The organism is Candidatus Peregrinibacteria bacterium (assembly GCA_030700255.1).
Lineage (GTDB): Bacteria > Patescibacteriota > Gracilibacteria > UBA1369 > JABINC01 > JABINC01.
Map to the genome: position 1 here is coordinate 38,452 of JAUYJN010000015.1, position 24,648 is coordinate 63,099.

Genomic DNA, 24,648 nt, shown 5'->3' on the forward strand with positions numbered 1-24,648 from the left:
CAAGTTAAATTTTTATTATTACTCATTAACGTACTATTGGCATCAACAACAAACTTTCACTCAACAGCTTACGCAAGAAGCTCCATCTCGCTTCGCGAGATTCCGCTTATTCACCCCAATCTTCATCAGCTTCAGGTGCAAGCTCCAAAGTAGCTTCCATGCCATCGACTTTACGAACCTCTAATTCACATCCACAGTCCTCACATATAACAATCTCACCTGCCTCAGTTCCTGCTGCTAGAGTAAATTCTGCCGCACATTCTGTACAAGTTGCTTTTATATCATTCATGTTAAATAAATTAATAATTAAATTCTAGAGCGCCGGCAGTATAACCAAAAACAAGAGTTATTGTAAATACATATCCAAAAACATATAATCTTCGAGATTTACAATCTAAAACAATAACATGTTAAAAAAATCCCTCATATCGCTATTCACAATAATAGCAATTATTGCACAGGCTGGAATTACATATGCAAACCCAAATGCAATGACTCCACTTCAAGTACTACCACAAAATTTAGATATGGTATTGAACCTGGATTTAAAACAATCACCGGAAATCACAAATACATTTAAACAATTCACATCTAACGAAAATGAATCAATCAAAGAGCTAATAGATATTGGTAAACGCAATGAAATAATAGCTGGATTCAGAGGTGTAGATAAAAATAATGAAATACGAGATATGTTTATGTCTGTAAAAGTGTCAAATGGACAATTTAAAACAATTACTAATTCTTACGGTTCATCAAGTGGGCTGGAAGCACTTGGGGAAATAGTAGATTACAAATGTACAAAAACAAAAGACGTATGTTTTGCAAAACTTGGAACATACTTTTACCTAACAAACAGAGCCTCAAATATGGATGAGCTCGTAATGAATTTCACAAAAGGAGAACGAGACGTACTAAATCAAAACAAGGAATATATGAATTCACAAAACCTAAAGGTTTTCGGCTCATATATTAGCGCATATTTAGATTTCAAATGGATAAACAAAGAAATACTAAAAGCATTTGAAAACCCATACAGAAGTGAACTAAGCGACCTGGTTACTAACATGGTTAAAAGCCTAAACTATGAAGGATTTAGCATGTCAACAAATGATATAAGAACATCTGGACGACTATACATTGAGCACAATAACATGATGAAAAATTTATCATTTGCTTATTCAGACTTCATGTTTAACCCGGATCTTTACAATTATGTGGATGCTAAAAATATGATTTTTTATACAGAATCAAGCAACCTTGCAAAAAGAATGAGTATTTTAAATAACGCTATAGACGATGAATTCGGAGATGAGATGAAAGAAGTACTAAGATTGTTTGAAATAATGGATACAAATATGGCATTCTCAACAAGATATGTAGAAGGTGACTTAGTGCCACGCATCACGCTAATGGCAGAACTCAAAAGGAACAATAAAAATAAAGCAAAAGATGTACTTGAAAACCTAATAGGGCAAATAAAAGAAACTACCAAAGCTCAGGATGACTGGTACAAAGAAATGGGGATGGAAAATCCAAATCAAGTAGAAATTAGAACAATTAAAAGCGACCTATACGAAATAACCATAAGTTTAGATGATGACTCGGTGCTCGCTCTTGGAGTAGATGATATTACAATTAAGTTTGGAATAAATGAAAGTGGGATCCTAATCGCTTCAAACGATGAAACAGCGGGAATAATACACAACAATGCTAGAACAAATTTCCTAAAAAATGTTAAAGGCCCAATCAATAGCGTAGGTACTGCATTTATCGATTTCAAATCTTTAAGTAGCTATATCGATAAACTAGAAAATAAATACCCTACAATAGGTTCTGAAGAGCAAACAATTAATACTTTAAATAAATTAGACTTTATGAGTATTCATGCATATGCAGGACTAAACTGGCTAAAAGTAGACTTTAATATTACTTATGAATGGGGCGACACTCTTGAATCGCTTTTAAAAGGCTTAGAAAGTGGGTTATTTCTGCCTGAATAGTTAATATTGACTTAATATTAGCACTTCAATATACTTCCAGCACTTTATGGGGCGGGCGCAAGCTAATCTCTCAAATATATTTAAAAAAACTGAAGGACAATGACAAATAAATCGAGTTCAAAACAACACTGTTTAATAGGTAATATAAGACCTAAAAGCAAGCTCAGGAAAAGAGCAAACAAAGAAAATAATAACGCACGCAAAGCGATAATAATGGCTGAACGAGCAGCTGCCCAAAAGTCAGCTTAACAAACCCATTCAAAACATCTATTTTCTATATGGCACTTAAAAACCGTGACCATGATTTTTAGAAGAAAAAAAACAACCAAATCAAAATATACAAGTTATTCAAGCTATACCAGGGGGAGTGATGGACGCAAGTTTAATCCAAAGAAGGCGGGGAGCCTTGGCGGTGCCATAGTTTCAAAAAATATAAAGATAATATTTAAAATATTTATTATTTTATTTTTAATAGTTGTTGTGTTTTTTGGCGGTTATTACGTATTTTTCTCTGGAAGTATGATAGTCAAAGAAACCGCTTTATTTGAAAACGATATCCGTATTGATCATGACATAATCTTAAGTGAAATAAATTCTCATAAAGGAGGGTCTTTATTGGGTATCAACAAAATGGATTTGACAACCGAATTGAAGGCGAAATACCCGGAAATAGAATCAGTGAAAATAAAAAAGAAAATGCCCGATAAACTTTATGTTTACATCTCAAAATATCCTGCGGCGGCAAACCTAATAGTCAAAGTAGATGAAGTACAAAGGAAATATATAATAAATACAGAAGGGAGTATCATGAAGGCCGATGCGGAAGACAATACGCTACCATACATAACGATGACACGAGACAAAGCTTACAACTCAAAAGAGCAGATATTTACACCAGGGCAACTTGATAAAATACTAAAAGCTGAAAAACTTTTTGAACAAAAGTTCGGTATGCAAGTTATAGACGTTATATACTTAGAAAAAGCTCGAGAATTTCATCTAAAAACTGAGAAAAACTTTGATGTATGGCTAAGTCTTGAGATAGATTACAAATCACAATTATCAAAATTAAAGGCTGCAGAGCAAAAATTAAATATAAATACGGAGGTCTTGGAATATATAGATCTTAGGATTTCCGGCAATAATGGTGAAAAAGTCATTTTCAAAAGAAGATAAAAATGATAGCCTAACGATGTAACCATCTAACCTATTACTCATGATTTGGTCTCTGATTGGAATACTTTTAGGAATTATCATAGGGTTGAGCATGGATATCGACATCCCTATTGAACTCACAAGATATACAGCGGTTATTATTATAGGTATGCTAGATGCTCTTTTTGGGGCTATCCGTGCAGAATTCACCAAAGACGACTATGATCCGCTTATTTTCCTTACAGGTCTGTTTTTTAACACCGTGCTAGCAGTAGGTATTACATATCTGGGAGACAGACTTGGACTTGATCTATATCTTGCTGCAACTGTTGTATTTACGTTCAGAATCTTCTCAAATGTTGGAATAGTTAGAAGAGTTATGATTGAAAAGTGGATAAGTGAAAAAACTGTAAAGACAAACAAAAAGTAAAAACAACTTAAAAAGGCTTGTTAAAAACCAAAACATTGTGCTTAAATGCTTTCCCTGGTATAATTACACGGAAATAAAACACAAATTAACCTCTCAAAGAAAACAAAAATGGAAAACTCAAAAGACACAATAGCTCTATTGAAAGAGATGTTGGACTCAGCAGAGAGTAGTCTTAAATCCGCTCGTAGCCTACTTATTGAGCTTGCCGGTGGTAAAATTGAAAGTACAAAAGACTATGCAAGTTTCGCAGCCTCTATGTCTGAAAGTAGTACAGAAGAAGGTACGATAATAGAAGGTGTATTCAATGGTGAACAAATGATCGGACCAAATGAAAAAATGTACCCGGTACCTGCTAATTATGCATCAAAATCGAAACTTATAGAGGGAGATGTTCTAAAATTAACTATAAAAGACGATGGAAAGTTCTTATACAAACAAATCGGACCTATCCCACGTAAACATATCATAGGACAGTTAATCAACGATGATGGACAATACAAAGTTATAGTAGGTTCAAAAAGCTATAAAGTATTACTGGCATCTGTGACATATTTCAAAGCTACTATCAACGACCAGATCACACTTATCATACCGGAAGATGATAATTCAGAATGGGGCGCTATTGAAAATGTAATACCAAAAGCGTAGCATGCCAAAATTCTCCTGGAACAATTTGCCCCACCCAATTATTTGCCTCGCTCCGATGGCGGGTTATACAGATTCAGCGTATCGCCAACTCATCAAAATGATAGCCCCGGAGGTTATTTGTTTTACTGAATTTACAAATGTCAAAGGTCTCAAATATGGTTCCAAAAGAACGCTAGCTCAAGTTGGATTTAACCCGGAAATAGAACGACCAATAGTTGCCCAGATATTTGGAAAAGAACCTGATGATTTCGCAGGAGCGGCAAAAATGCTAGAAGAAATGGGAGTTGATGCAATAGATATAAATATGGGATGTCCTGCGAAAAAAGTTGTATCTTCGGATCACGGGTCTGCACTATTCAAAAACCCTAACTTGGCTGCACAAATAGTAGAAGCCACTGCAAAGGCGACATCTTTGCCGGTATCAATAAAAATGAGACTTGGAACCAAAGATAAGGATGCAAAATTTCTAATTGATTACTGTAAAGAAATGGAATCATGCGGAGCTGCTTTGATTACTATTCATGGCCGCACTGCAAAACAAATGTACACAGGAATAGCTGATTATGAATTAATTTATGAAGTAAAAAAGAATGTAAAAATCCCAGTAATAGGGAATGGTGACGTCGTTTCCGTAGAATCCGCAAAAGAAAAGCTAGGAAACCTGGACGGCCTCATGATCGGCCGTGGCACCATGGGCAACCCATGGCTTATGGCTGAGGTTTGGCATGCTTTTCATGACGACAAAAACTCCCCAGATTACACACCATATGTACCCCCACTCACTTTTTCCGAAAAGCTCCCATGGACACTCAAACACATGGAGCTCTCTGTCGAGACCAAAGGCGAAAAACGCGGAGTCATGGAAATGCGCAAATACCTTGCGATGAGCGTAAAAGACTTCCATGGAGCATCCGAATACCGCCAGCGCCTCGTCCGAATGGAGACTTATGACGAAGCAAAAAAACTCCTCCTCGAAATAAACGAACATTTCGGAGATTTGGAGACCAAAGTGGTTATGATGGACTAAAACTTAGTCCCCATCAATTCCATTCTTTTTCTATATCTTACTTCAAAAGGCTCTACCGGTTTTGGAATCCCATGCTTTTCATAAAATTCTAATTCTTGCTTTGAATAATTCAAATCACAGAAATCCGTAACAGTGCCCCATCTCACAGCCATATCTGCATCAAAAAGATCATATGCAATTGTGTCTTCGTATTTAAACGGACTTAAATTCATTGGGAAAAATCGCCCAAATTCACCAGAAATGCGCATTTTTTCAATCAACTCGGCAACTTTAATATCGTATTCTTCTTTAGAATATTCTTTATTAAAAATATGATATTTCTTACCGCGGAGCCCAATACAACCAAAACAATCCTGACAATTAATAGTTAAGTAACAATATCTCATGTTTGAGCTATGCCAGGTAAAAGCACAGTTATAAACATTTTGAGAATCAATTCCTGTGGCGATGCACTGATAACACATTTCAATTCGATCATTACACATATACGAATCAATGATATCTTTGCCCTTAGCATTTTGAAAACCATTGAAACAATCCCTCAGATCAAAACTTTCAAAAAGTCTCTCGCAATCCTTTGAATTTTTTAAATATTTACTTGAAGAAACATCTTCACAATTCTCAAGCCACTCTTCCTCAAGATTTTTACTTCCAACAATAGTATCTCTGAAATACTTTTTAAACTCTTCCATTGTTTCAAAATCCGAAAAATCAATTTTTGAAATAAACTCTTCGTACTGCTCCTTTGTATACTGTTGATTATAAATACAATATTGCTGATTGCGTAGCCCTGAGCACATAAACGAGTTCTGAGTATTCCTACAATCAAAAAGAAAATACGAATCTGTCGCCTGCTTACAGTTATAGCTATACCGCGTATTATAACAATTAAACATATATACACACTCATACAGAAGCTCTGATTCCATTGCAAAATAACAATCCACACAAGACTTACAATTATACATTCTCACAGAGTAATAAATATCCTCCCCAGTGATCGCATCAAAAACTATATATGAATTCTTAAGACCTTCGACATCATGACAATATTCAGCATTTTGTTGTTGAGTGGAAAGCAGAGTCACGACAGGAGCGATTTTTTGAAGATCAGCAAACTGCTCAAATACAGATTTTTGAGGATCAATTTCTATACCTGGAGACATCCAATCGTCTTTGTACCATTCATCATGAGAATAAATCGGACAAGTACTTTCTGGTGGATAAACTGAAATTATCGTTTTCCCAGATTTATTTGACTGCCGTTTATAAAACTTTTTATTCGGATACCAAGCCATAACCGCCCGAAGTCGCTCACGCGAATTTGGATTTTTGGCATATACATGGCCCATTCCCAGTTTTTCATACAGTTTTCTAGCGAATTCAGATACCATCTTATACAAGAGAAATTCTAATCAAGAGAATTGTAAAGCTATATTAAGTAATCAAGCAAGTAGAAGTAATTACGCATTCCTAAATTTTGAAGCCAATATGCTGATAACATAACAAAAAAACACATCAGTCAAAAATTTCTGCGCAGAAAATTTGGACAACTGTCGTGAAGTGGCGTTTAATCACCTTTGCGCATACTCGCTTCGCTATGATTGTGACACGCAAGTAGTTTTAACCAAGAAAACCAATCCCACGTCAAGCGCAAGCCCTCAAAATCTCCCAAAACAACTCATGAAATTACTTCTTACCCTTCAAATAAAGGGGATTTTCTGCTAATATATATAGATATTAATAAGTAAATCCACTCATGAGTGACCAAGTAAACAAAATTCTTAAGACGGCGGTTGAATATGGGGCTTCTGACGTGTTCATTTCCTGTGGTAGTAAGCCATCTTTACGTATTAATGGGGATTTGGTGATTATCGATCAACATGATGAAGTTGATGAGATGATATTCGAGGAATATTTGAACTTTTTGGCGACAGATAGCCAAAAAAATAAATTTGCAGAAACACGAGATTTGGATTTTTCAATACATATAGAAAATCTAGGACGATTTAGAGTAAATATGTTTGTCCAAAGAAAAGGCCCTTCAGCAGTACTTAGGCCAATTCCACATAACATAAAATCCATAGATGAGCTTAATCTACCAGAACAACTTAAGGATATAACCAAATTAGAAAGTGGACTTATATTGCTTACAGGGCCAACCGGTTCCGGTAAATCCACCACGCTAGCTGCAATGATAAATGAAATTAATACAGCAAATGCCAAACATATTATTACAATTGAAGATCCAATCGAATTTGTACATGACAACAAAATGTCAATTATAGAACAAAGGGAAGTTGGTACACATACAGATAGTTTTGGGACGGCGCTCCGCGCCGCCCTCCGCGAAGACCCGGATGTAATCCTAGTCGGAGAGATGCGAGACCTTGAAACGATCGCTATGGCGGTAACAGCTGCTGAAACAGGCCATCTGGTCTTCGGCACCCTGCATACAGCAGGGGCTCCTAATACAATTGACCGTATTATCGATGTATTCCCTCCGAATCAACAATCTCAGATCAAAACGCAACTTGCGATGAGTCTGAAAGCCGTGATCTGGCAAAAACTAATTCCAACGATCAATGGTAAGACTCGCATCCCCGCAATCGAAATAATGATGAATACAAATGCTATCGCAAACCTGATCCGCAAAGGATCGACTCATCAAATTTACTCATCAATGGAAACCGGAATGCGTGAAGGTATGCAGACAATGTCAACCGCACTGCGAACACTCGTCCAACAAGGCCACATCACGGAGAATCAAATGATGTACCACCTCGGTGAAATCATGGAAGACGAACCAAATAACCAACAGCAACAATAATGAAAAAATTATTTCTTACAATTTGGCTACTCACACTCTTAATCCTACAGCTAACAATGCCACTAACAGCATTTGCAGGGCCTGGTGATTCAGTCCCTGGAGAAGAAGACCTAGCATTGGATGAAGGAGAAACTTTTAATAGTGCTTTAGACTCTGAATCATACGGTGTAGATGATGAAGGCTCCATCAGTGGGCCCTCAGAACACAATGATGCAGATGCTGAACGACTAAGAAGAGAATCTTTAACAGGATCACAAATGTTCAACGAAGATTGCTACGGATATCCAAATGGGGATAGTACGGATTCTTCGGATTTTGCACTTAAGATAGATTGTATTCTAGATACAGACGAACAAGATCAATCTTATTTTAATTGGGGGTGGCGGACGGCTCCAATCGAAAAAGTAATCATCAAAGCTATAAATTATCTAATGGCAACTATCGGATCTGTCGCAATGTTACTTATAGTCATTGCAGGGCTTATGATGATAACTAGTCCGGCAGATGAAAACCAAAGATCAAAAGCTATAGAAATTTTACAATCATCAATTGTTTCCTTGGTGGTTGCCTTTTCTGCGTACATAATAGTAAATGCAGTTGAAGGACTATTTTATTAAAATATGAAAAAAACAATTAAAAAAATCGGATTACTGGGACTGTTCTATACTCTAAGTTGTATACAAATCGTAACAACATTTGCAGCGGGAACAGATGCACCGGGTGAAAGCACAAAAATAACAGTTGAGCTCAATGAGCCAATTGGAGACGTCGCCATAGTTCAATCAGAAACAGCAATGGGATTTATCGTTCAATATTTGAGAATTATGTATAACTACGGAGCTGCAATGGTCGGAATAATTTGTGTACTAGTTATCGCAGTAAGTGGAATGCAATATGCATTTAATTCTGAATCTGCGGAGGAAGCAAAAAAAAGAATTATCAATTCTTTGAGTGGACTCGCCGTACTCTTCTTATCAGCAATCTTCTTATATTTTATCAATCCAAACTTTTTCCAAGCCGGATAAACAAATGAAAAAAACAATCCACACAATTGGTAAGATTTTCAAAAAAAGTATAATTACACTTAGTCTTATATTATGCTTAATTGCAGTTGCGCAACCGGTAATAGTTCATGCGGAAGACACAACATGTGCAAACAATACACAAGATAGTAATGATACGGGGACGGCTGTCAGCAACCCTTGCGTTGTTCCACCAACTATCCCAAAACCAGACACATTGCCAGGCCCGAGCACTGCTACTGACACAGGGCTCAATCATGAAAGATATTTGATCACTGATCTCATACCAACCTTGATTCGCGGAGCTATAAATCTCCTCGGGGGAATAACTATTATCGCTATCATGTATGCGGGTATCCAATACCTAACAGCATTTGGAGATGACACAAAACTTGAGGCCGCAAAGAAAAATCTTATCTATGCAATAATAGGTTTGATGATAGCAATGTTCTCATACACAATAGTTCGTATAATTAGCGACGTACCACTTTCTAGTACAAATGAAATCCCGGAAGCAACAAGTGATACTACATACCAGGTACCATAAAAAATCATGAAAAAATTATTCAATAAAATTCGAACTTCAGCAATGGTTCTCTGCCTACTCGCACTACCACAAATAGTTAATGCAAAAGTTAACTTGGAAAGTGTATTCAAAAAATACAGAATCAACGGTAGGACTGAATACAGCGAACTCAACAATGTGGCGAATTTGCCGGATCCGGATGTAATCGATTTAATTATAGAGATTATAAAAATAATATTACGAATATCCGGCATACTTACATTCTTGGCACTAAGCATCGGTGGTATAATGTACATAATTTCGAGAGGTGAAGGTGACGGGACAATGCTTGAGAATGCAAAGAAAACAATGATCTGGTCAGTTGTCGGAGTTATTATAATCATGTCCGCTTACGCAATCGTCTACGGAATCACCACAATAAAATATAACGTATAATTGCATGAAAAAAATTCTACAAAAATTAAGTTATCTTGGAATAATGTTGCTAGTGCAATTGTCATCAGTAAAACTTGCATATGCTGATGCGGCAACTGATGCGGCGGCGAATGCCGCCGGAGACACAGGCCCAACAACGGCACCTCCACCAGGTACAGACCTTTCAACACTCGATCAAGAGACGGGCATACGTATAAACAATGCTTTCAAACCTATCAATGCACCCGAGGCAATAAATCAAAATTACACGAGTGACACAGTGAATGCATTTCTACAATTCCTTGCCGGAAGTATTATAGAACTCACAGCAGGGGTAGCGATTTTCGTACTTGTTATCGCAGGTTATATGTTCGTCACCGCAGGCGGTGACCAAGGCCGAATAGACAAAGCCAAAGAAATCATCAAATACACAATCTTCGGAATCCTAATGGTGATACTTTCATTTGTAATCATTAAAAGCGTCATCTCACTCGTCATCGAAGTCGATACTTTTTAAATCACTTCTATCCTGGGAAAAAGTGATTCACCTTTTTTTACGCTATAACTTCCTTGAACTTCAAACATGTTTTCAAAATTGAAATCATCTGTGGATAAGCCAAGTGATTCAAAAACTAAAACAGCTTTATCAGGAATAAATGGAAGCAACATAACCGCCATCACACGTATCACTTCAAGTAAGTGAAATAATGCAAATGCCAGTTCATCGTTTTTTGAGCTGTCTCCTTCGGCGGCAAGCTTTGCGAGTGCCCAAGGCTTGTTATCTTCTACAAATTTATTTGCGTATTCAGCGACCTGCATAGATTTTTCAGTTGCAAGCTTGATATCATAATCTTCAAAAGCCTTGGCATAATCAGCATACAATTCTTCAATCGTTTTTAATGAATGTTCACCACCTTTATCAGCCATTGATTTACTTATCTTGCCATCAAAATATTTCTCCACCATTGCAACTGTACGAGAAACCAGGTTCCCAACATTGTTTGCAAGATGCGCTTCGTAGCTTTCGAGAAAACGATCTTTTGAGAAATCCCCATCATCTTGAGTTGGCACTTGAGAAAGCAAATAATAACGAAGCGCATCCGCCCCGTAAACAGCCGCAAACTCTATCGGATCAACTACATTCCCAAGTGACTTACTCATTTTTTTACCTTCTGAAGTGACAAATCCATGCACGTATAATTTTTTTGGTAACGGTAAATTTGCAGATTTAAGCATAGCCGGCCAATATATCGCATGAAATTTCATAATATCTTTCCCAATAATATTTATATCTGTTGGCCAGAATTTTTTATAATCCTCAGAGTCCTGCGCATACCCAAGTCCAGTCAGATAGTTCGCCAAAGCGTCCGACCAAACATACATCACATGTTCAGGATCGTCAGGAACAGGCACTCCCCAAGGAAGTACTGATTTTGGACGAGAAAAACTAATATCATTCAAATCCTTTAACATATTTTTTATTTCCGAAACTCGAAACTCAGAAACAACCTGAAGTTCTATGCCAATATGTTCATTTAACCAAGGAATATATTTTGAAAGTTTGAAAAAATAATTCTCTTCTTTGAGTACTTCAGGCGCACGCATGTGATTTGGACACATACCATCTACCAAATCCTTCTCTAGCATGTAATTTTCACACCCTGAGCAATAAAGCCCTTCGTACGCAGCTTTGTATATATCACCTGCATCAACAAGTAATCTCCAAAGTTTCTGAGCTCCGGCTTTTAACATTTCGTCTGAAGTTCGAAGAAAAAGATCATTGCTTATATTTAACTTTTCACACATATCTTTGAAATATGGCACATTGTGATCAAGTAATTCTTCAGGGGTCATACCTTCTTCTTTTGCAGTTTTATAAATTTTTGTCCCATGCTCATCGGTACCGGTTGTAAACATCACGTCAAAACCGGCTAATCTATAAAATCGTGCCAAAGCATCCGCCTGCACAAATTCAAGAGCATGCCCAATATGCGGTTTCGCATTTGGATAAGCTATAGCTGTCTGAATAGTAATCTTCTTTTGCATAAATTTTGAAATTCGTAAAAAAGTAACCACACTCTATACCAAAGATAACACATCTAACAAGCCAAGATGCACTATATTTAGTGAATCTCAGGCTGATTTTGATACCAAACGAAGTCCGTAAATGGTGAAGCTTGGTCTAGTGGGCGAATAACATCAATACTCTGAACAAAATCTTCATTTGGACTATGCCCATCTGCACTAATGTGAACTGCGCTACAGGCGATAGTAAAGCGTTCTCCGGCCGCTATGTCAGGGTTTGGATTAACCCTATAATAAAGATCATAGTCATTTGCATTGTAAATAAGCGGAAGTTCAGGGTCTGTTGGCGGTATAACATTCAAATAATTAGTCAGCATCAGTTCGTTATTTCCATGTGAAGAGAGGAAATCAGAAATCATATAATCCGGATGGAAAATATAATGGAATCCACCATCCGCAAAATTATTACTATATGCATCTATATCAAGATAAAGCGAATCAGCGGTAGCATCGAAAGTTGCACCCTCTATAATGTCGTAATACTTACCTTTTTGAAAAGGTAGGGCATCAGCACTTGTACCAAATGTAGATGGAGTATCCGGAGTATTGTGAGTTACATCATTAATTGGGAAATAATCAGAAATCGCTTCAAGGGCACCCAAGGAATCACCTAACGAACGATTACCCAAAATCTTCCAACGAAGCACGTCGTTTAACATAATGAGTGAAGGATCATTGCTCGTGGTATTATCAGGATAAGCAGTGTTCACTATATAATATTCAACATTAAAAACATTATTACCATTCAGTGGAATCACGACTGATTCTCCGGATTTCAAAACTGCAAAACCATCTGCTGTTTTATTTTCAAACACACATGGATTCCTACCACCTCGTGCAGTAACTGTATAAGAATATTTTGATTGTGAAACTTGAGAGATATCTTCTTCATCAAACGCATCTGTAACAAATGGGATAGAAGAAGTTTGCGAGATATCTTCGCCTGCATTGTTCACACTAACTTGCAAAAGTGCATCTTCAACGCCGGCCTCTGCACTATAATAAGCCTTCACTCCTTCCAAGAAATTTCGCTCTGAGCGAACTTCGTTGAGAAGCATGTAATTCACTGCAAAAGAAAGCACGATAAGTATCGACATAAAAAACAATGACATAACCAGTGCGGAACCTTTCTTTGAAACTAATTTATTCATAATTTTATTGTTACTTCGCGCCTTATTGCGCATAGCCAGTTCGCTTCGCTTCACGGCATGCGTGATGAAACTGTCGTTTGAATGTCAAAAGAAATACTATCTCGAATTTGACTATCCCCGGTAAGTGATAAATAAATCTGTACATATGGTGAAACAGATGGATCGGGCTGAGCCGGCTTAATAACAAAATATGCATTTTGAACTTCTAATTTTTCAAGATTCATATTTTGGAAACCATTATCTGCAGGACCATAATATCCATCCGCATTACTTGGCACCCAGCCGTTTTGACCTTCATTATATTCTTGTACGATTTTTTTCAGTACGACACATGGATCACCGGTAGAGTCGCAAGCATCCTCTGATTTTATAACAACTCTCTTGCCGTCCGGTCTTATAATTGCGAGAACATTCCCATTTATAGATTCACCAAAAGCGTCAATAGTATAACCTTCACAAGTTGCATTTCCAGGTTGATAACAGTCGTAAGCGATGCTAGCTCCACGCGCGACTTCTATCATTTCATCCATCAAGAAACGAGATTCAGAATAAAGTTTGCGGAGCTCATTTGTATCGCGCGCTGCGCGCGTCAAAAACAAATAGCTACTCGCAAGCGCTCCAATAAACATTGCAAATACAGTCATCGCAACTAGAAGTTCGATCAAAGTAAAAGCCTTACGATTACCTCGGTTTTTTTTCAAATCCAAATTTTTTATCGAAGATATTTTCATAATTAATTATTCCAATCGGTTAATTCTGTATAAAGTTTTATTTCTTTATCGTTCCCCCTATCCACATAGTAAACTTTGCTCTCCACCAATACTTTCAAAATATAGTTGTCAGGAAGCGTCAAATCGTATGAGCCACCAGGAGCATCTGAATTTAAAAGTACAGGTGTCACAGTAATAATCCTGTGAAAAGGTGTAGCATCCTCGCTTTCCAAATGTGAGTACTCAGTATAACTACCATTTAGATTAACATCCTTATATAATAAATCATCATCAGGAGGTGAAGGGGCGAAAACATTAAAATCCTCTCCAATCTGACCATGTGAATCAACTGCAAAAGCATAAGATCCGGATCCACTATAAATATCAGTCAACCAATTCCTATAATTCCTCCAGTTTGTGTCGCGAATATTTCTAGTAATTTCAATTCCTTCACGAGCGAGCTCAGTTGCAATTAGATGATTTTGATTCAAAGAATTCGCACGCATCATAGATATAGTCAACGATGAAATCGTGATAATAGTTGCCGACAGAAGTGAGATCGCGAGCAATACTTCTACAAGAGCGAAGCCACGAACGTGGCGGAGCTCACTACATAAGCTTCTTTTCTTAAACCAATTTTTTATCGAAGATATTTTCATAATTTCATTTAACTTGTTAGAAAAAAAGTCACTGATATCGAAAGTTAAGTTGCCCTGATTTATTAATAGTTAATATTCCATCATTCGGATAATCCGACAATGTATATGCAAAAGTCAAATCAACTGACCCAAATCCTAAATTATTTCCAAGTGATACACCACTTCCATCAAAGAATTGAACTGACCCCGTAGGCGGCTGGAACAAAACAGTCAAAACATGAATAGGTAAGCTATTCAAAGGAACGATCGATTGAAGTTCAACTCCGGATGCATGAGAAAGTGCTGAAGAAACATTCAAAGTATTACTACATTGACCGGCAGCATAATTACTCCAAACCGGAACATAAGAATTTTTATTTTCTTCAAAAGTATATCCTCTGCAAATTTGATTTCCATTTGGTGAGAGGAATCCACTCTTAACCTCAGTTTGATCAAACCTTAGATTACTAGCTACTTGCTCCACCGACATTTGCAACTTCACCTGCTGTGAAGCTCTCCCAAGAGTATAAAAAGCAGTGAGCATGATAAGACCAAAAATAGTAATCACAACTAGCAATTCGATTAGTGTAAAACCTTTTTTTGAATTCGGGGACTTCATCTTCAATTGAGTTAGATGCTAAACAAACTGACTCAATTGGAAAATTGGTCCAAGAATTGCATAAGCCATAATTGCCACAAGTATACCTACGAACAAAATTACAAGCGGCTCAAGTATAGTCATCAAATTCTTGATCGAGTGATCAAGTTCTTTTTCATACTGACTTCCTATTTTTTCACAAATAGAAGCAAGTGTCGCTGACTTCTCACCTATCGCAATCATCTGAGTAACTGTAGATGGAAAAAGCAATGGCGCATCTTCAAGGGATGAAGAAATCTTCTCACCTCTCTCAACTGACATCTGCACATCAGAAATTTTCTCACTATATAAAACATTCTTCATAGACTCACTCAAAATCTTAAGAGACTTCGTGATTGGAAGCCCTGATTCAACCAAAATTCCAAGTAAACTTACAAAACGAACAATTTCAGAATGTCTAAACAGTTCTCCTATAACCGGAAGTTTTAATTTCAAATAATCTAATTTAAATCTACCCATCACACTTGAACGATAAGCATTGAATGCAATGACGAGTCCGATCGAAACAATAACAACAGCAATCCAATAATTTGTAAGGAAGTCTGAAATCCAAAGTAGACATCTAGTCAAAAATGGAAGTGCATGCCCTGATTCAGAGAAAAACTTAAGTAGTTTTGGTAATACAAAAAGTACAATCACACCACCGGACAAGAAAAGAGCGATAAGTACTGTCGCCGGGTAAACAAGTGCGGAGCGGAGTTTAAGACCCATACCATAAGACCGTTCAAGCTGACTTGAAAGTTTAAAAAGCATTCTATCCAAATGCCCAACGGATTCACCACTTTTTACTATTCCAATTTCACTATCATCAAAAACTTCAGGAAAATTCTCCATCGCAGCAGAAAGCGTCTTACCTTTTTCAACATTGTATGCAAGCGTATTGATAATACGTCTAAGCCTCTCATTTTCAAATTTCTTTGAAAGAGTTTTGAGAGCTTCAAGTATCGACATACCGGCATCAAGCATTACTGCAAGTAAATGGAAAAAGTATGATTTCTCTTTTAAACTAACGTTATGATTATCTATAAAGAAATCATTAATTCGTGAAAAAAGAGTATCATCCGAGTTATCATAAACACCATATACGATATCTTTTCTGTTAGAGGTATCTCCTAAATTTAACTCATTTAGAATTTTTTTAGTATCTTTTGAATCGTCTCTATTTGGCATATACAAATGATATTATTTTATATTTATTCTTGGTAATAACTTTCGATTGCGAGCGTAAACGTTACATTTGCAGATACATCACGTGAAACTTCTAGTACTTGTACGGAAATATTTTTGACTCTCATTCTTCTCGCATTCTTTTCAATGTCTGCGAGTAGATTGATAAGATCTTGATAAGTCCCTTCAAAACCTGTCGACATCGTGATCACTCCAACTTTTGTATTAGGATCTGCTTTAGCGAGTGAAAACCCGATATTTTTGAGCTCGATACCTCTACTTTGAGCCAATCTGTTTAAATCTTTTATAAGACCATCTTGGTCAACCTCAGTTGGTACTTGTGCAAGTAGCAGTTGTCTCTGCGCCGCGCTCTCCGGAATTGAAGCTTTCAAACTCTCCAACTCGGCAACCGAATTTTTAAGATCATTAAGCTTTTGCTCCGACGCTACCAAGTTTTGTGTATCTTGAGCCAAAACTCCGCGCGAAGGTTGTATATAATACATATAAACCACCAGTATGGCAAGTACTAATATAAGCGAAATGATGTTTTTCTTATTTTGCATTGGATTTAATAATTAGTTTTTATTGATTTAATTGTTACTTCGTACCTTTTTTCGCAAGGCAAGCTTCACGCCTTGCGTCATTTTTCAAATTCAACATTCAGTGCGAAGCTGTAAACAGCTGCATTTGTAGGGCTAGTGCCCTTTACTACGGATGGTACAAAAACATTTTTAACAAATGGTTTGTTATCCAAAATATTTATAAGATCAGCCACTCTATTGAACGACTGAGCGAGTACTGCAGTAGTAATTGTCCCATTTTCATTACCTGAATAAGAACGATAAACAATATCATCAGGTGTCGCATCAAGTAACAATGTCAAAATTTCTGACCATTTCACATCAACTGAATTTATCTTTTCAACAGCTTGGCTCGCAATCATCAAATGTTCTATTTGATCAGCTTCCAACTTAGTCATTTCCGCTTCAACTTCTTTCATTTCAGAATCTACCAAAGATTGCTCACCGGCAACATTTGCTATCGAATAAGCCAAAAACACCGCATAGAAAACAGTAGCTACTGTCAAAACAGCAACTATTTTATGTGAAAAACTCCACTTTGCCTTCAATTTAGAAGCCAGATCCAAACCTTTGTCATGAGATATTTGAGCCATAACGTTTTAATTTAACTATTAAATCTAAATATTCTACCACAAAAACCCTTAAAAAACAACGCTGTAATAAAGAGAACACACAAGCGCAAAAATAAAAAATGTTGACCACAACGGCGACAAAGTGTACACTTTAGTTGTAATAAATAATAATTTTTACTATGAAAACAAAATTAATCGGCATAAAACAATTTAGAAAAGATATAACTACTCTATGGAAAGACTCACAAAAACAAAACATACGATATATAGTTATGTATCATGCAACTCCGATTTTTGAAGTAAACCCAATAGATCAAAAGGATATAACTCTTGAGAATCTAGCTTTTGACGTTGAAGAGGCTCGCGCAGATATAAAGAAAGGAAAGGTATACACGCAAGAAGAAGTATATAAAGAACTTGGTATTTAATGGCAAAATATAAACTCATATTTACAGAACGATCTGTAAAGGATTTAAAGAATTTAGAGAAACAGGTAGCAAAAAGAATAGTCGATAAACTTGGGTTTTTCACCGAGCAAACTGACCCATTGTCATTTGCAGACAAATTAAAAAATCCAAAATTCGGAACGTATAAATTCAGAATTGGAACCTATAGGGCGATTTTTGATATTGATAAAGATAGTAATGTCACTATTCTTCTCGTGTTAACAATCAAGCACAGAAAGGAGGTATATAAAGACATCTAAACATGCAAAAAAAGAAACATTTCATCACTCTAAACGAAGGCTTCACATGTAATAATTGCGGTATCACTATACCGGCAGCCAATAAAACATGTCGGAATCACTGTACGACATGCCTATATTCTTTGCATATTGATGATATATTACCGGGTGATCGAGCTAGCAAATGCCTTGGTTTGATGCAGCCTATTTCACTTGGAATAGACAAGAAAAAAGGGTACATAATTACCCATGAATGTAACGCATGCGGGAAAATCCAGAACAACAAGACTGCAGAGGATGATGATTTTGACAAATTAACCGAATTACTCACGAAAACTAATTTAAAAAACACAGTAAGATAAAAGTCCGAAATGGCTTGTTTGAGCTAAAAAACTATGCTAAAAGTCTGCACGTGCAGACCCTTTAAAATCAAAGTACTTGAATATTTCAAAAATTAAAAAAGGTTCAAAAATAATAGTCGCTCTATCGGGTGGTCCGGATTCGGTATATTTGTTGCATCAACTCAAAAAACTCGAGAAATCTTTGAAAATCACACTAATTGCGGCTCATCTAAATCATGGCACACGTTTTGCGAGCAATAGAGATGAGCGATTTTGTAAAAAGTTATGTGAAAAACTCAACGTAAAATTCGAATCAAAAAAATTAAATCTAAAAGGCGTGAAAAATTTCGAAGAGACAGCGCGCTCCTCGCGCTACGGTTTCTTTGATGAATTAAAGAAAAAATACAAAGCTACTTATATTGCAACAGGGCACCATATAAATGACTCAATTGAAACTGTATTGCTAAATCTCACGCGTGGCTGCGGACTCCAAGGTCTAACTGGAATTCAAGATAGAGACGACATTATCCGTCCTATCAAAAATATGCGCAAAGAAGAGATTTTGAATTATCTCAAGAAAAACAAAATCAAATTTATCGTTGATTCTTCAAATAAGAAAAATACCTACACACGAAATAAAATTCGAAATTTGATTCTACCTGTTCTGAAAAAAATCAATCCAGGGATCGAAAACACTTTCGCAAAAAATATCGAACATTTTGGCAAGCTACAAAGCTTTTTAGAAGGACTGGCAAAAGATTGGCTAAAAACGAATGACAATAAATCAATCAATAGATTCTCAATTTTAGAATTCAAAAAACTAGATGAAATCCTACAAAATGAAATCCTTATATATATATATAAAGGAATGACTGGTTCAACAAACGGACTCTCTACAAAACAAATCGAAAATACGAGAGAAATTATTTTGAAAAACAAAAATTTGAAAGGCAAACTCGCAAACACAAAATTTAAAACAGAATATGGACAATGCACTTTTGGAGAAAAAAATACAGAAACACTAAATGTGAAAATCAAAGTAACTAATGTATCAAAAGCCCCTTCGAAAAAAGTCAAAAACACAATATACATCGCAAGTATAAGCCATCCGGAGAAACTACTGGTCCGCACATGGCAACCGGGAGATAAATTTCAACCACTAGGAATGAAGGGAACGAAAAAACTTCAAAATTTCTTCACGGATAGAAAAATTCCAAAATCAAAAAGAAAAACAATACCTATAATCATATACAAAGATGAGATTGTTGCAGTTGGTGATTTAGCAATTAGCGAAAAATATAAAATACATCAAAACAATGAAATACTTGAAATTACAATCAACTAAAATGAAATTCACACAACAGCTCACTTTAATTATATTCATATTCTTTATATTTGCTGGCAAAACTTTCGCGGGTGCCCCTGCCGTAGTATCAATAGTTCTTTGTGATAATTTAATGGAAAATTATAATGAAGGTATGGTGGGGGTAAGGGATGGGCTCACTGAAAATCAGCTTCAAAAACTAGGCGCAAAATACGTGTATCAGCTAAAAAATGCCATTCCTGTAATAGGTCATTATGGTTACGAGCGAGAAATTACGAAATTCGGCTTTTCATTATTATATTTTTGGCACAGAAACATCCATGGCGATGAAGAGTTTCTTACTGAAAATGAAACGAAAACAATAGAAGAGAAATGGACAATGCTCAAGGATCATAAAAAGCACATAGGGAAGGGAAGGCTGTATAGAAAACATATAGGTGATTGGATCATAACGCACGACAGCAAACCAGGCATTTTTAGTTTTTTAAATAGATTCAATTAATATAGTCATGAAATCATACACCTATTGACTTAGCGTTTCATATTTGATATGATATCATCATAATTATGAAATACCAAAAAATACTTTTACAACAACTCGGGCACTTGCCTTACTTTGATAAAGGGGCAATATGCCAACTAAGTGAACAGTATGGACTTAAAAAAACAACAGTCGATGCCTATATTAGTAGATCTTTAAAACGCAGAGAACTACTCGCGCTTAGAAATGGATTATACGTCACAAAAGAGTTCTATGATAAAAATAAAAATGATATCTCTTATTTGTTTTATTTAGCAAATATACTACGCACACCATCGTACGTAAGTTCATGGACAGCCCTCCAGTATTACAATCTAGCAACTGAAGCTATATATGGAGTAACCTCAGTGACTACAAGAGTAACAAGAGATTACACAACCAAAGCGGGTAATTTCCGATATCAGTCGATGAAAAACGGACTATTTACCGATTTCAATTTGCAAAAAGGAACTTTTGATTTTTTCATCGCTTCACCATCAAAGGCTTTGTTCGATATGTTATATTTTAAAACAAATCAATTCAGAGGATTATCCATAAAAGACATCGAAATTATTATTGAAGAATTACGAATAGACTTTGATGAAATGGCCAAGAGTGAACAAAAAAAATTCTACAAAACACTTAAACATTTCTTATCATGAGTGAACAAATTATAAAAATTCTACAAAATAGACTGACAATATCCAAAGATACTGGTCCTGAGACGCAACAAAATGCATTAAAAGAAGAGCTGCAGTTTTATATTTTAAATTTCATTTACCACCATCCAAAATACAAAGAATGGGTTATGTATGGAGGTTCAGCATTACGTATTATGCACGGCCTTGATCGAATGTCCGTCGATCTGGATTTTGAAATAAATCATCCTATTACAGGGCAATTCCTAGAAAATTTGAAAAATGAAATTGAATATTATTTTCAAAAAACATATGAAACTACAAAGAATTTTCTAAAAATCAAAATAACAAACAATAGAGGGCTGACACTCAAATTCAACATAGGAAATCTAATCCCAGGATACACATCGGATTGGATACACGTGAAAATAGACCTCAATCACTTTGTGGCACCAAAAACAAGTGTCACAGAACGATGGCCAATAAACCAAGGACAATTGTCATTCGTTATTCTTACATACAATATGGCCTCACTCATGGCTAGTAAAATTTGTGCAGTTTTCTTACGTGGCACTCGTGGTGTGGGTAAAAACATCTACAACGAAAAAGGACGTGATATATATGATTTACTTTGGTATATGAGACAAAAGGCCGCGCCTAATTTTGATTATTTATCAGCCAAAGGAATTGAAGTGAAAAACCTTCATAAACTTTTTGTAAAATTAACACTTAAAATGAATAAAGTAAGTGATAAAAATTTAAAAGACGATCTTACCGACTTATTCTTAGATAAAAACTTTATTCGTAATTGGCTGGAAAATTGGATGGAAACCTATTCGAAACTAATAAAATCATATGACATAAGAACCGTTACAAAACTTACAGATGTGGGTATGACTGTAGACTACAGTACAAATGCACTTTCATTTATTTACTTTTACGACACCGAAGAAGGATCAAAATTTATGATAAAATATCGACTAAGCGACTATTGGCTCGAAGACAAAGAAGGAGAGTTGCCAATTAAAATAAGCGACTACATTGTCGAACGTATGACAGCTGAAGCAAAAGCCGCGACAGGCAAAAAGGTGATGAAACAGAAGCAATACGCCACATTATTCTACAAAAAAACAGAAAAATTTCTCGAAAAAACAAATCGAGTCGTACTGGGAAAAGGCGTTACCACCAAGGTCATAAGAATGACAGCTGATAATTTTGATCCGAAACAGCAGATCGTTCTTGACAAAAATGCCCTGCTGTCTTCAAAACTGAATGATCTGCTAATGTAAAGGCTCTCCTACCCAAAAAACAAAGAAAAAATGGTCGACCTCGTTTTATTACTGATTAGTGGGAAGTATAAAATGTGACTTACTTCCGCTTCTCCGAAGTCAGACAATTCAATGCACCCATTTGATACACCCCCGGGAGCAAACCTTGAATTGGAATCACTCTCACGCCGGCCTGTTGATACACATTTATTGCCGCTTCATCGAGTTCGGGAATCCCATATTGCGGAAGTGAAATTTGCGTAACCGGTTTATTACCATCCTGAAAATTTTCAACCAGAACATTGTTATAACTCATCGGGGGATATAGGGAATTTTGGGTTGCTGTTTCGCTTTAGTTTTGGCTTATGTAAGCTGTTAAGTGCAATTTATCTACTTAACGATTTAGTTATGTTTAAAAAAAAGGGATTTTAGTTGGATAAATTCATCCCTTCTATTCCCCCACCTCATTCAACCGCTTCTTCTCATCACCCTGCAGGTAGGTTTCCTTTGAAATCACACTACGGCCAAGTTCTTTTTCCGTCAGCTTGCGAGCATTACCGGCCACACCTCCGCCGCGTTGTGCGACCTTTTTATTTTTAGGCATTCCACTTGGCTTTTCTTGAACGGAAATTTCAGTGGTCACCTTTTCTCCAAGCATAGTAAAAATTAATTCCAAGTCGGTCATATTATCGCGCAAATTCGCCTTTGATGTATTGGGAATATTTTTGAACTTCTTATATTTACTCGGGGTCATACCAAATGTAGCCTGGGATATTTCGGCGGTCAAAATCGCATAATCCTTTGCATGAGTGAGACCACGATCTTTCCATTCATCAGTCAAATCCTGGCGAATGGCAATGCCACGCAAACGCTTATCAATCCAATCTTTTGGATAACCTTTTTTTTCATAAAGCTTCTTTATCCTCTCCTGTGCCAACTCCGGATTTTCTATTTCATCAAGTCGCTCTTTACCCACCTCCGCCAACCACATCTTAAAAGGTTCAGCTTTTGGTGATGGGATTGATTGGATAAGGCGAAATGCATTTTTGGTATTTACACAGTCGGTAGAGTATTTTTTACCGTCGGCACTTTCCAATTTCAGTTGTAAACAAATCGTTAACAACTGAGATTCTCTTTGCTTTAATACCCCCCAATATTGACGAGGAGAAGGGCTTTCAGTTAGCGCCTCCACAATGTCCACCACAGAATAAAACCATTCGTTATCATGCCAAATACGGCGAATCTTTATAAAGAACCCCGCCCACGGACGGGGTATCAACCCGCCAAAGGCGAGCAGCTCCGCTTTAGAACATGCCAGCCGTGCCATTTTTTCCCGCCTCACCTTTTCCTTTAACCCACCCTCCATCTTTAACTCGCCTTTTTCCCACCATTTCCCCACCCATGACCTCCGTTATCCCCTCAGTAGGTGAGTGCGCGTATACCACGAAACATTTTCATTCTCACGCAACTCGAAATGGTGATTTTTGGCTTATTACTCATGTTTTTTGCCTATTTTTGTCTAGCAATTTTGACGGATTTTTGTTAATATTTTCTTCTAATAATCCTTAAACATAAAAGATATGTACAATAAAAAATCAAGCGGACTCGTGGGAGAAAACACCCTGCAGGAATCAAACGGACTCGTGGAAAATACCCTGCAGAAATCCGCCGGACTCAGGGAAAATACCTTGCAGAAATCCGCCGGGGTCAAGGCGAAAAACGATCTTTTGGCGGCAAAAAACCTTCATAAAAAATTTATTTCCCTTGGCAATCAACGAAATAAAATTACTCACGAACTTATCCTTCTGATTCCCGAGATCTATAAAAAAGAGATTTATAAATCTTATGGTTGCGCGAATATTTACGAATACGCCGCACGATTTGGCGGTGGAATCTCCGCCGGAGTCGTGGATAAAGTTATAAAAGTTGAAAAAAAATTAAGCGAATTCAGATGTCAAAATTTGTTTGAAACCGAGAGAGAGAAAGTAGTTCACAAAATCGCTATAGTGGCTTGCTTTGCTACAAAAGAAAACGAGAAAGAGTTGATAAAAGTGGTCGAAAATCTGCCAAAGGCGGCGGGGATGGAATATTCGAGAGAAATGCGAGGAAAAATCTCACGTGCGCCGATGAAAATTGAGCTCGACGCCGTGATGCGAAATCAACTTGAAAAAATGAAACAAAAAATGAAGGTGCAATCTAACAAGGAAATATTGAAACGGCTTATACAAGCCCAGTTCGACCACTTTTTCCCCGGG

Annotated in this window: 31 protein-coding genes; 19 read left to right on the top strand and 12 right to left on the bottom strand. The window is 36.6% G+C overall.

The genetic code is table 11. The annotated features are described in order from the left end of the window. Positions 1-106 precede the first annotated feature (106 nt). The gene (gene lysW / locus Q8P68_01985; protein ID MDP4007938.1) at positions 107-280 is read right to left on the bottom strand and encodes a lysine biosynthesis protein LysW; all 174 of its coding nucleotides are present in this window, start codon (positions 278-280) and stop codon (positions 107-109) included. 127 nt (positions 281-407) lie between these two features. Here lysW and Q8P68_01990 point away from each other — a divergent pair, with 127 nt between their 5' ends. The 5 genes from Q8P68_01990 to Q8P68_02010 all read left to right on the top strand — a co-directional run bounded on the left by Q8P68_01990 (position 408) and on the right by Q8P68_02010 (position 5,263). Beyond that, positions 408-2,003 (top strand): hypothetical protein, encoded by a 1,596-nt coding sequence (locus Q8P68_01990; GenBank protein MDP4007939.1) that lies wholly within the window; start codon positions 408-410, stop codon positions 2,001-2,003. 300 nt (positions 2,004-2,303) lie between these two features. Continuing rightward, positions 2,304-3,179: an FtsQ-type POTRA domain-containing protein gene (locus Q8P68_01995; GenBank protein MDP4007940.1), complete on the top strand. Its 876-nt coding sequence runs from the start codon at positions 2,304-2,306 to the stop codon at positions 3,177-3,179. A 40-nt stretch (positions 3,180-3,219) separates the two neighbouring features. Beyond that, entirely contained in the window at positions 3,220-3,588 is a 369-nt protein-coding gene (locus Q8P68_02000) for a small basic family protein (protein MDP4007941.1), read from the top strand. 108 nt (positions 3,589-3,696) lie between these two features. Further along, a complete protein-coding gene (locus tag Q8P68_02005; GenBank protein ID MDP4007942.1) occupies positions 3,697-4,236 on the top strand; it encodes a hypothetical protein in 540 nt (179 codons plus the stop codon). A gap of 1 nt (position 4,237) precedes the next feature. Further along, positions 4,238-5,263 (top strand): tRNA-dihydrouridine synthase, encoded by a 1,026-nt coding sequence (locus Q8P68_02010; GenBank protein MDP4007943.1) that lies wholly within the window; start codon positions 4,238-4,240, stop codon positions 5,261-5,263. On the opposite strand, the gene Q8P68_02015 is transcribed toward Q8P68_02010, so the two are convergent. Then, the gene (locus Q8P68_02015) at positions 5,260-6,657 is read right to left on the bottom strand and encodes a hypothetical protein (GenBank protein ID MDP4007944.1); all 1,398 of its coding nucleotides are present in this window, start codon (positions 6,655-6,657) and stop codon (positions 5,260-5,262) included. The genes Q8P68_02010 and Q8P68_02015 overlap by 4 nt on opposite strands. A 365-nt stretch (positions 6,658-7,022) precedes the next feature. Here Q8P68_02015 and Q8P68_02020 point away from each other — a divergent pair, with 365 nt between their 5' ends. From Q8P68_02020 to Q8P68_02045, 6 genes are read left to right on the top strand one after another with little or no spacing between them, the layout of a single operon-like run. Further along, positions 7,023-8,093, top strand: coding sequence for a type IV pilus twitching motility protein PilT (locus Q8P68_02020; protein MDP4007945.1), 1,071 nt, complete (start codon positions 7,023-7,025; stop codon positions 8,091-8,093). Then, positions 8,093-8,710, top strand: coding sequence for a pilin (locus tag Q8P68_02025; protein MDP4007946.1), 618 nt, complete (start codon positions 8,093-8,095; stop codon positions 8,708-8,710). The genes Q8P68_02020 and Q8P68_02025 overlap by 1 nt, the downstream gene beginning before the upstream one ends. A 3-nt stretch (positions 8,711-8,713) precedes the next feature. Further along, positions 8,714-9,118, top strand: coding sequence for a hypothetical protein (locus Q8P68_02030; GenBank protein MDP4007947.1), 405 nt, complete (start codon positions 8,714-8,716; stop codon positions 9,116-9,118). Between the two features lie 4 nt (positions 9,119-9,122). Continuing rightward, positions 9,123-9,662, top strand: coding sequence for a pilin (locus Q8P68_02035; protein MDP4007948.1), 540 nt, complete (start codon positions 9,123-9,125; stop codon positions 9,660-9,662). Positions 9,663-9,668: 6 nt separating this feature from the next. Next, the gene (locus Q8P68_02040; GenBank protein ID MDP4007949.1) at positions 9,669-10,076 is read left to right on the top strand and encodes a hypothetical protein; all 408 of its coding nucleotides are present in this window, start codon (positions 9,669-9,671) and stop codon (positions 10,074-10,076) included. A gap of 4 nt (positions 10,077-10,080) precedes the next feature. After that, entirely contained in the window at positions 10,081-10,572 is a 492-nt protein-coding gene (locus Q8P68_02045) for a hypothetical protein (protein MDP4007950.1), read from the top strand. Here Q8P68_02045 and Q8P68_02050 read toward each other — a convergent pair. The 8 genes from Q8P68_02050 to Q8P68_02085 form a co-directional block, all read right to left on the bottom strand. Then, the gene (locus Q8P68_02050; GenBank protein ID MDP4007951.1) at positions 10,569-12,101 is read right to left on the bottom strand and encodes a class I tRNA ligase family protein; all 1,533 of its coding nucleotides are present in this window, start codon (positions 12,099-12,101) and stop codon (positions 10,569-10,571) included. The genes Q8P68_02045 and Q8P68_02050 overlap by 4 nt on opposite strands. A 77-nt stretch (positions 12,102-12,178) precedes the next feature. Next, positions 12,179-13,291, bottom strand: a complete 1,113-nt coding sequence (locus tag Q8P68_02055) for a pilus assembly PilX N-terminal domain-containing protein (protein ID MDP4007952.1) — start codon at positions 13,289-13,291, stop codon at positions 12,179-12,181. A 50-nt stretch (positions 13,292-13,341) separates the two neighbouring features. Then, positions 13,342-14,022 (bottom strand): prepilin-type N-terminal cleavage/methylation domain-containing protein, encoded by a 681-nt coding sequence (locus Q8P68_02060; protein ID MDP4007953.1) that lies wholly within the window; start codon positions 14,020-14,022, stop codon positions 13,342-13,344. A 2-nt stretch (positions 14,023-14,024) separates the two neighbouring features. Further along, positions 14,025-14,660 (bottom strand): hypothetical protein, encoded by a 636-nt coding sequence (locus tag Q8P68_02065; protein MDP4007954.1) that lies wholly within the window; start codon positions 14,658-14,660, stop codon positions 14,025-14,027. A 28-nt stretch (positions 14,661-14,688) separates the two neighbouring features. Then, entirely contained in the window at positions 14,689-15,258 is a 570-nt protein-coding gene (locus Q8P68_02070) for a type II secretion system protein (GenBank protein MDP4007955.1), read from the bottom strand. 18 nt (positions 15,259-15,276) lie between these two features. Continuing rightward, complete coding sequence (locus Q8P68_02075) at positions 15,277-16,467, bottom strand: type II secretion system F family protein (GenBank protein MDP4007956.1); 1,191 nt, start codon at positions 16,465-16,467, stop codon at positions 15,277-15,279. A 23-nt stretch (positions 16,468-16,490) separates the two neighbouring features. Further along, complete coding sequence (gene pilO / locus Q8P68_02080; GenBank protein MDP4007957.1) at positions 16,491-17,027, bottom strand: type 4a pilus biogenesis protein PilO; 537 nt, start codon at positions 17,025-17,027, stop codon at positions 16,491-16,493. Positions 17,028-17,104: 77 nt separating this feature from the next. Next, the gene (locus tag Q8P68_02085; GenBank protein ID MDP4007958.1) at positions 17,105-17,638 is read right to left on the bottom strand and encodes a PilN domain-containing protein; all 534 of its coding nucleotides are present in this window, start codon (positions 17,636-17,638) and stop codon (positions 17,105-17,107) included. A 158-nt stretch (positions 17,639-17,796) separates the two neighbouring features. Here Q8P68_02085 and Q8P68_02090 point away from each other — a divergent pair, with 158 nt between their 5' ends. The 7 genes from Q8P68_02090 (at position 17,797) to Q8P68_02120 (ending at position 22,414) form a co-directional block, all read left to right on the top strand. Then, positions 17,797-18,045: a hypothetical protein gene (locus tag Q8P68_02090; GenBank protein MDP4007959.1), complete on the top strand. Its 249-nt coding sequence runs from the start codon at positions 17,797-17,799 to the stop codon at positions 18,043-18,045. Further along, positions 18,045-18,323, top strand: a complete 279-nt coding sequence (locus Q8P68_02095) for a type II toxin-antitoxin system RelE/ParE family toxin (protein MDP4007960.1) — start codon at positions 18,045-18,047, stop codon at positions 18,321-18,323. The genes Q8P68_02090 and Q8P68_02095 overlap by 1 nt, the downstream gene beginning before the upstream one ends. Positions 18,324-18,325: 2 nt before the next feature. Then, entirely contained in the window at positions 18,326-18,664 is a 339-nt protein-coding gene (locus Q8P68_02100; protein MDP4007961.1) for an RNHCP domain-containing protein, read from the top strand. Positions 18,665-18,740: 76 nt separating this feature from the next. Beyond that, on the top strand, positions 18,741-19,988 hold the full coding sequence (tilS, locus tag Q8P68_02105; protein ID MDP4007962.1) for a tRNA lysidine(34) synthetase TilS: 1,248 nt from the start codon (positions 18,741-18,743) through the stop codon (positions 19,986-19,988). Position 19,989: 1 nt separating this feature from the next. Next, positions 19,990-20,469: a hypothetical protein gene (locus Q8P68_02110; protein ID MDP4007963.1), complete on the top strand. Its 480-nt coding sequence runs from the start codon at positions 19,990-19,992 to the stop codon at positions 20,467-20,469. A gap of 65 nt (positions 20,470-20,534) precedes the next feature. Further along, positions 20,535-21,149 (top strand): hypothetical protein, encoded by a 615-nt coding sequence (locus Q8P68_02115; protein ID MDP4007964.1) that lies wholly within the window; start codon positions 20,535-20,537, stop codon positions 21,147-21,149. Then, the gene (locus Q8P68_02120; protein MDP4007965.1) at positions 21,146-22,414 is read left to right on the top strand and encodes a nucleotidyl transferase AbiEii/AbiGii toxin family protein; all 1,269 of its coding nucleotides are present in this window, start codon (positions 21,146-21,148) and stop codon (positions 22,412-22,414) included. Before Q8P68_02115 ends, Q8P68_02120 begins: the two co-directional genes overlap by 4 nt. A gap of 79 nt (positions 22,415-22,493) precedes the next feature. On the opposite strand, the gene Q8P68_02125 is transcribed toward Q8P68_02120, so the two are convergent. Together Q8P68_02125 and Q8P68_02130 are read right to left on the bottom strand one after the other, a co-directional pair. Further along, complete coding sequence (locus Q8P68_02125; protein MDP4007966.1) at positions 22,494-22,709, bottom strand: hypothetical protein; 216 nt, start codon at positions 22,707-22,709, stop codon at positions 22,494-22,496. A 135-nt stretch (positions 22,710-22,844) separates the two neighbouring features. After that, on the bottom strand, positions 22,845-23,792 hold the full coding sequence (locus Q8P68_02130; GenBank protein ID MDP4007967.1) for a Bro-N domain-containing protein: 948 nt from the start codon (positions 23,790-23,792) through the stop codon (positions 22,845-22,847). A gap of 181 nt (positions 23,793-23,973) precedes the next feature. Between Q8P68_02130 and Q8P68_02135 the strand changes: the two genes are divergently transcribed. Continuing rightward, the coding region (locus tag Q8P68_02135) for a hypothetical protein (protein MDP4007968.1) at positions 23,974-24,648 on the top strand (675 nt) is incomplete at its 3' end.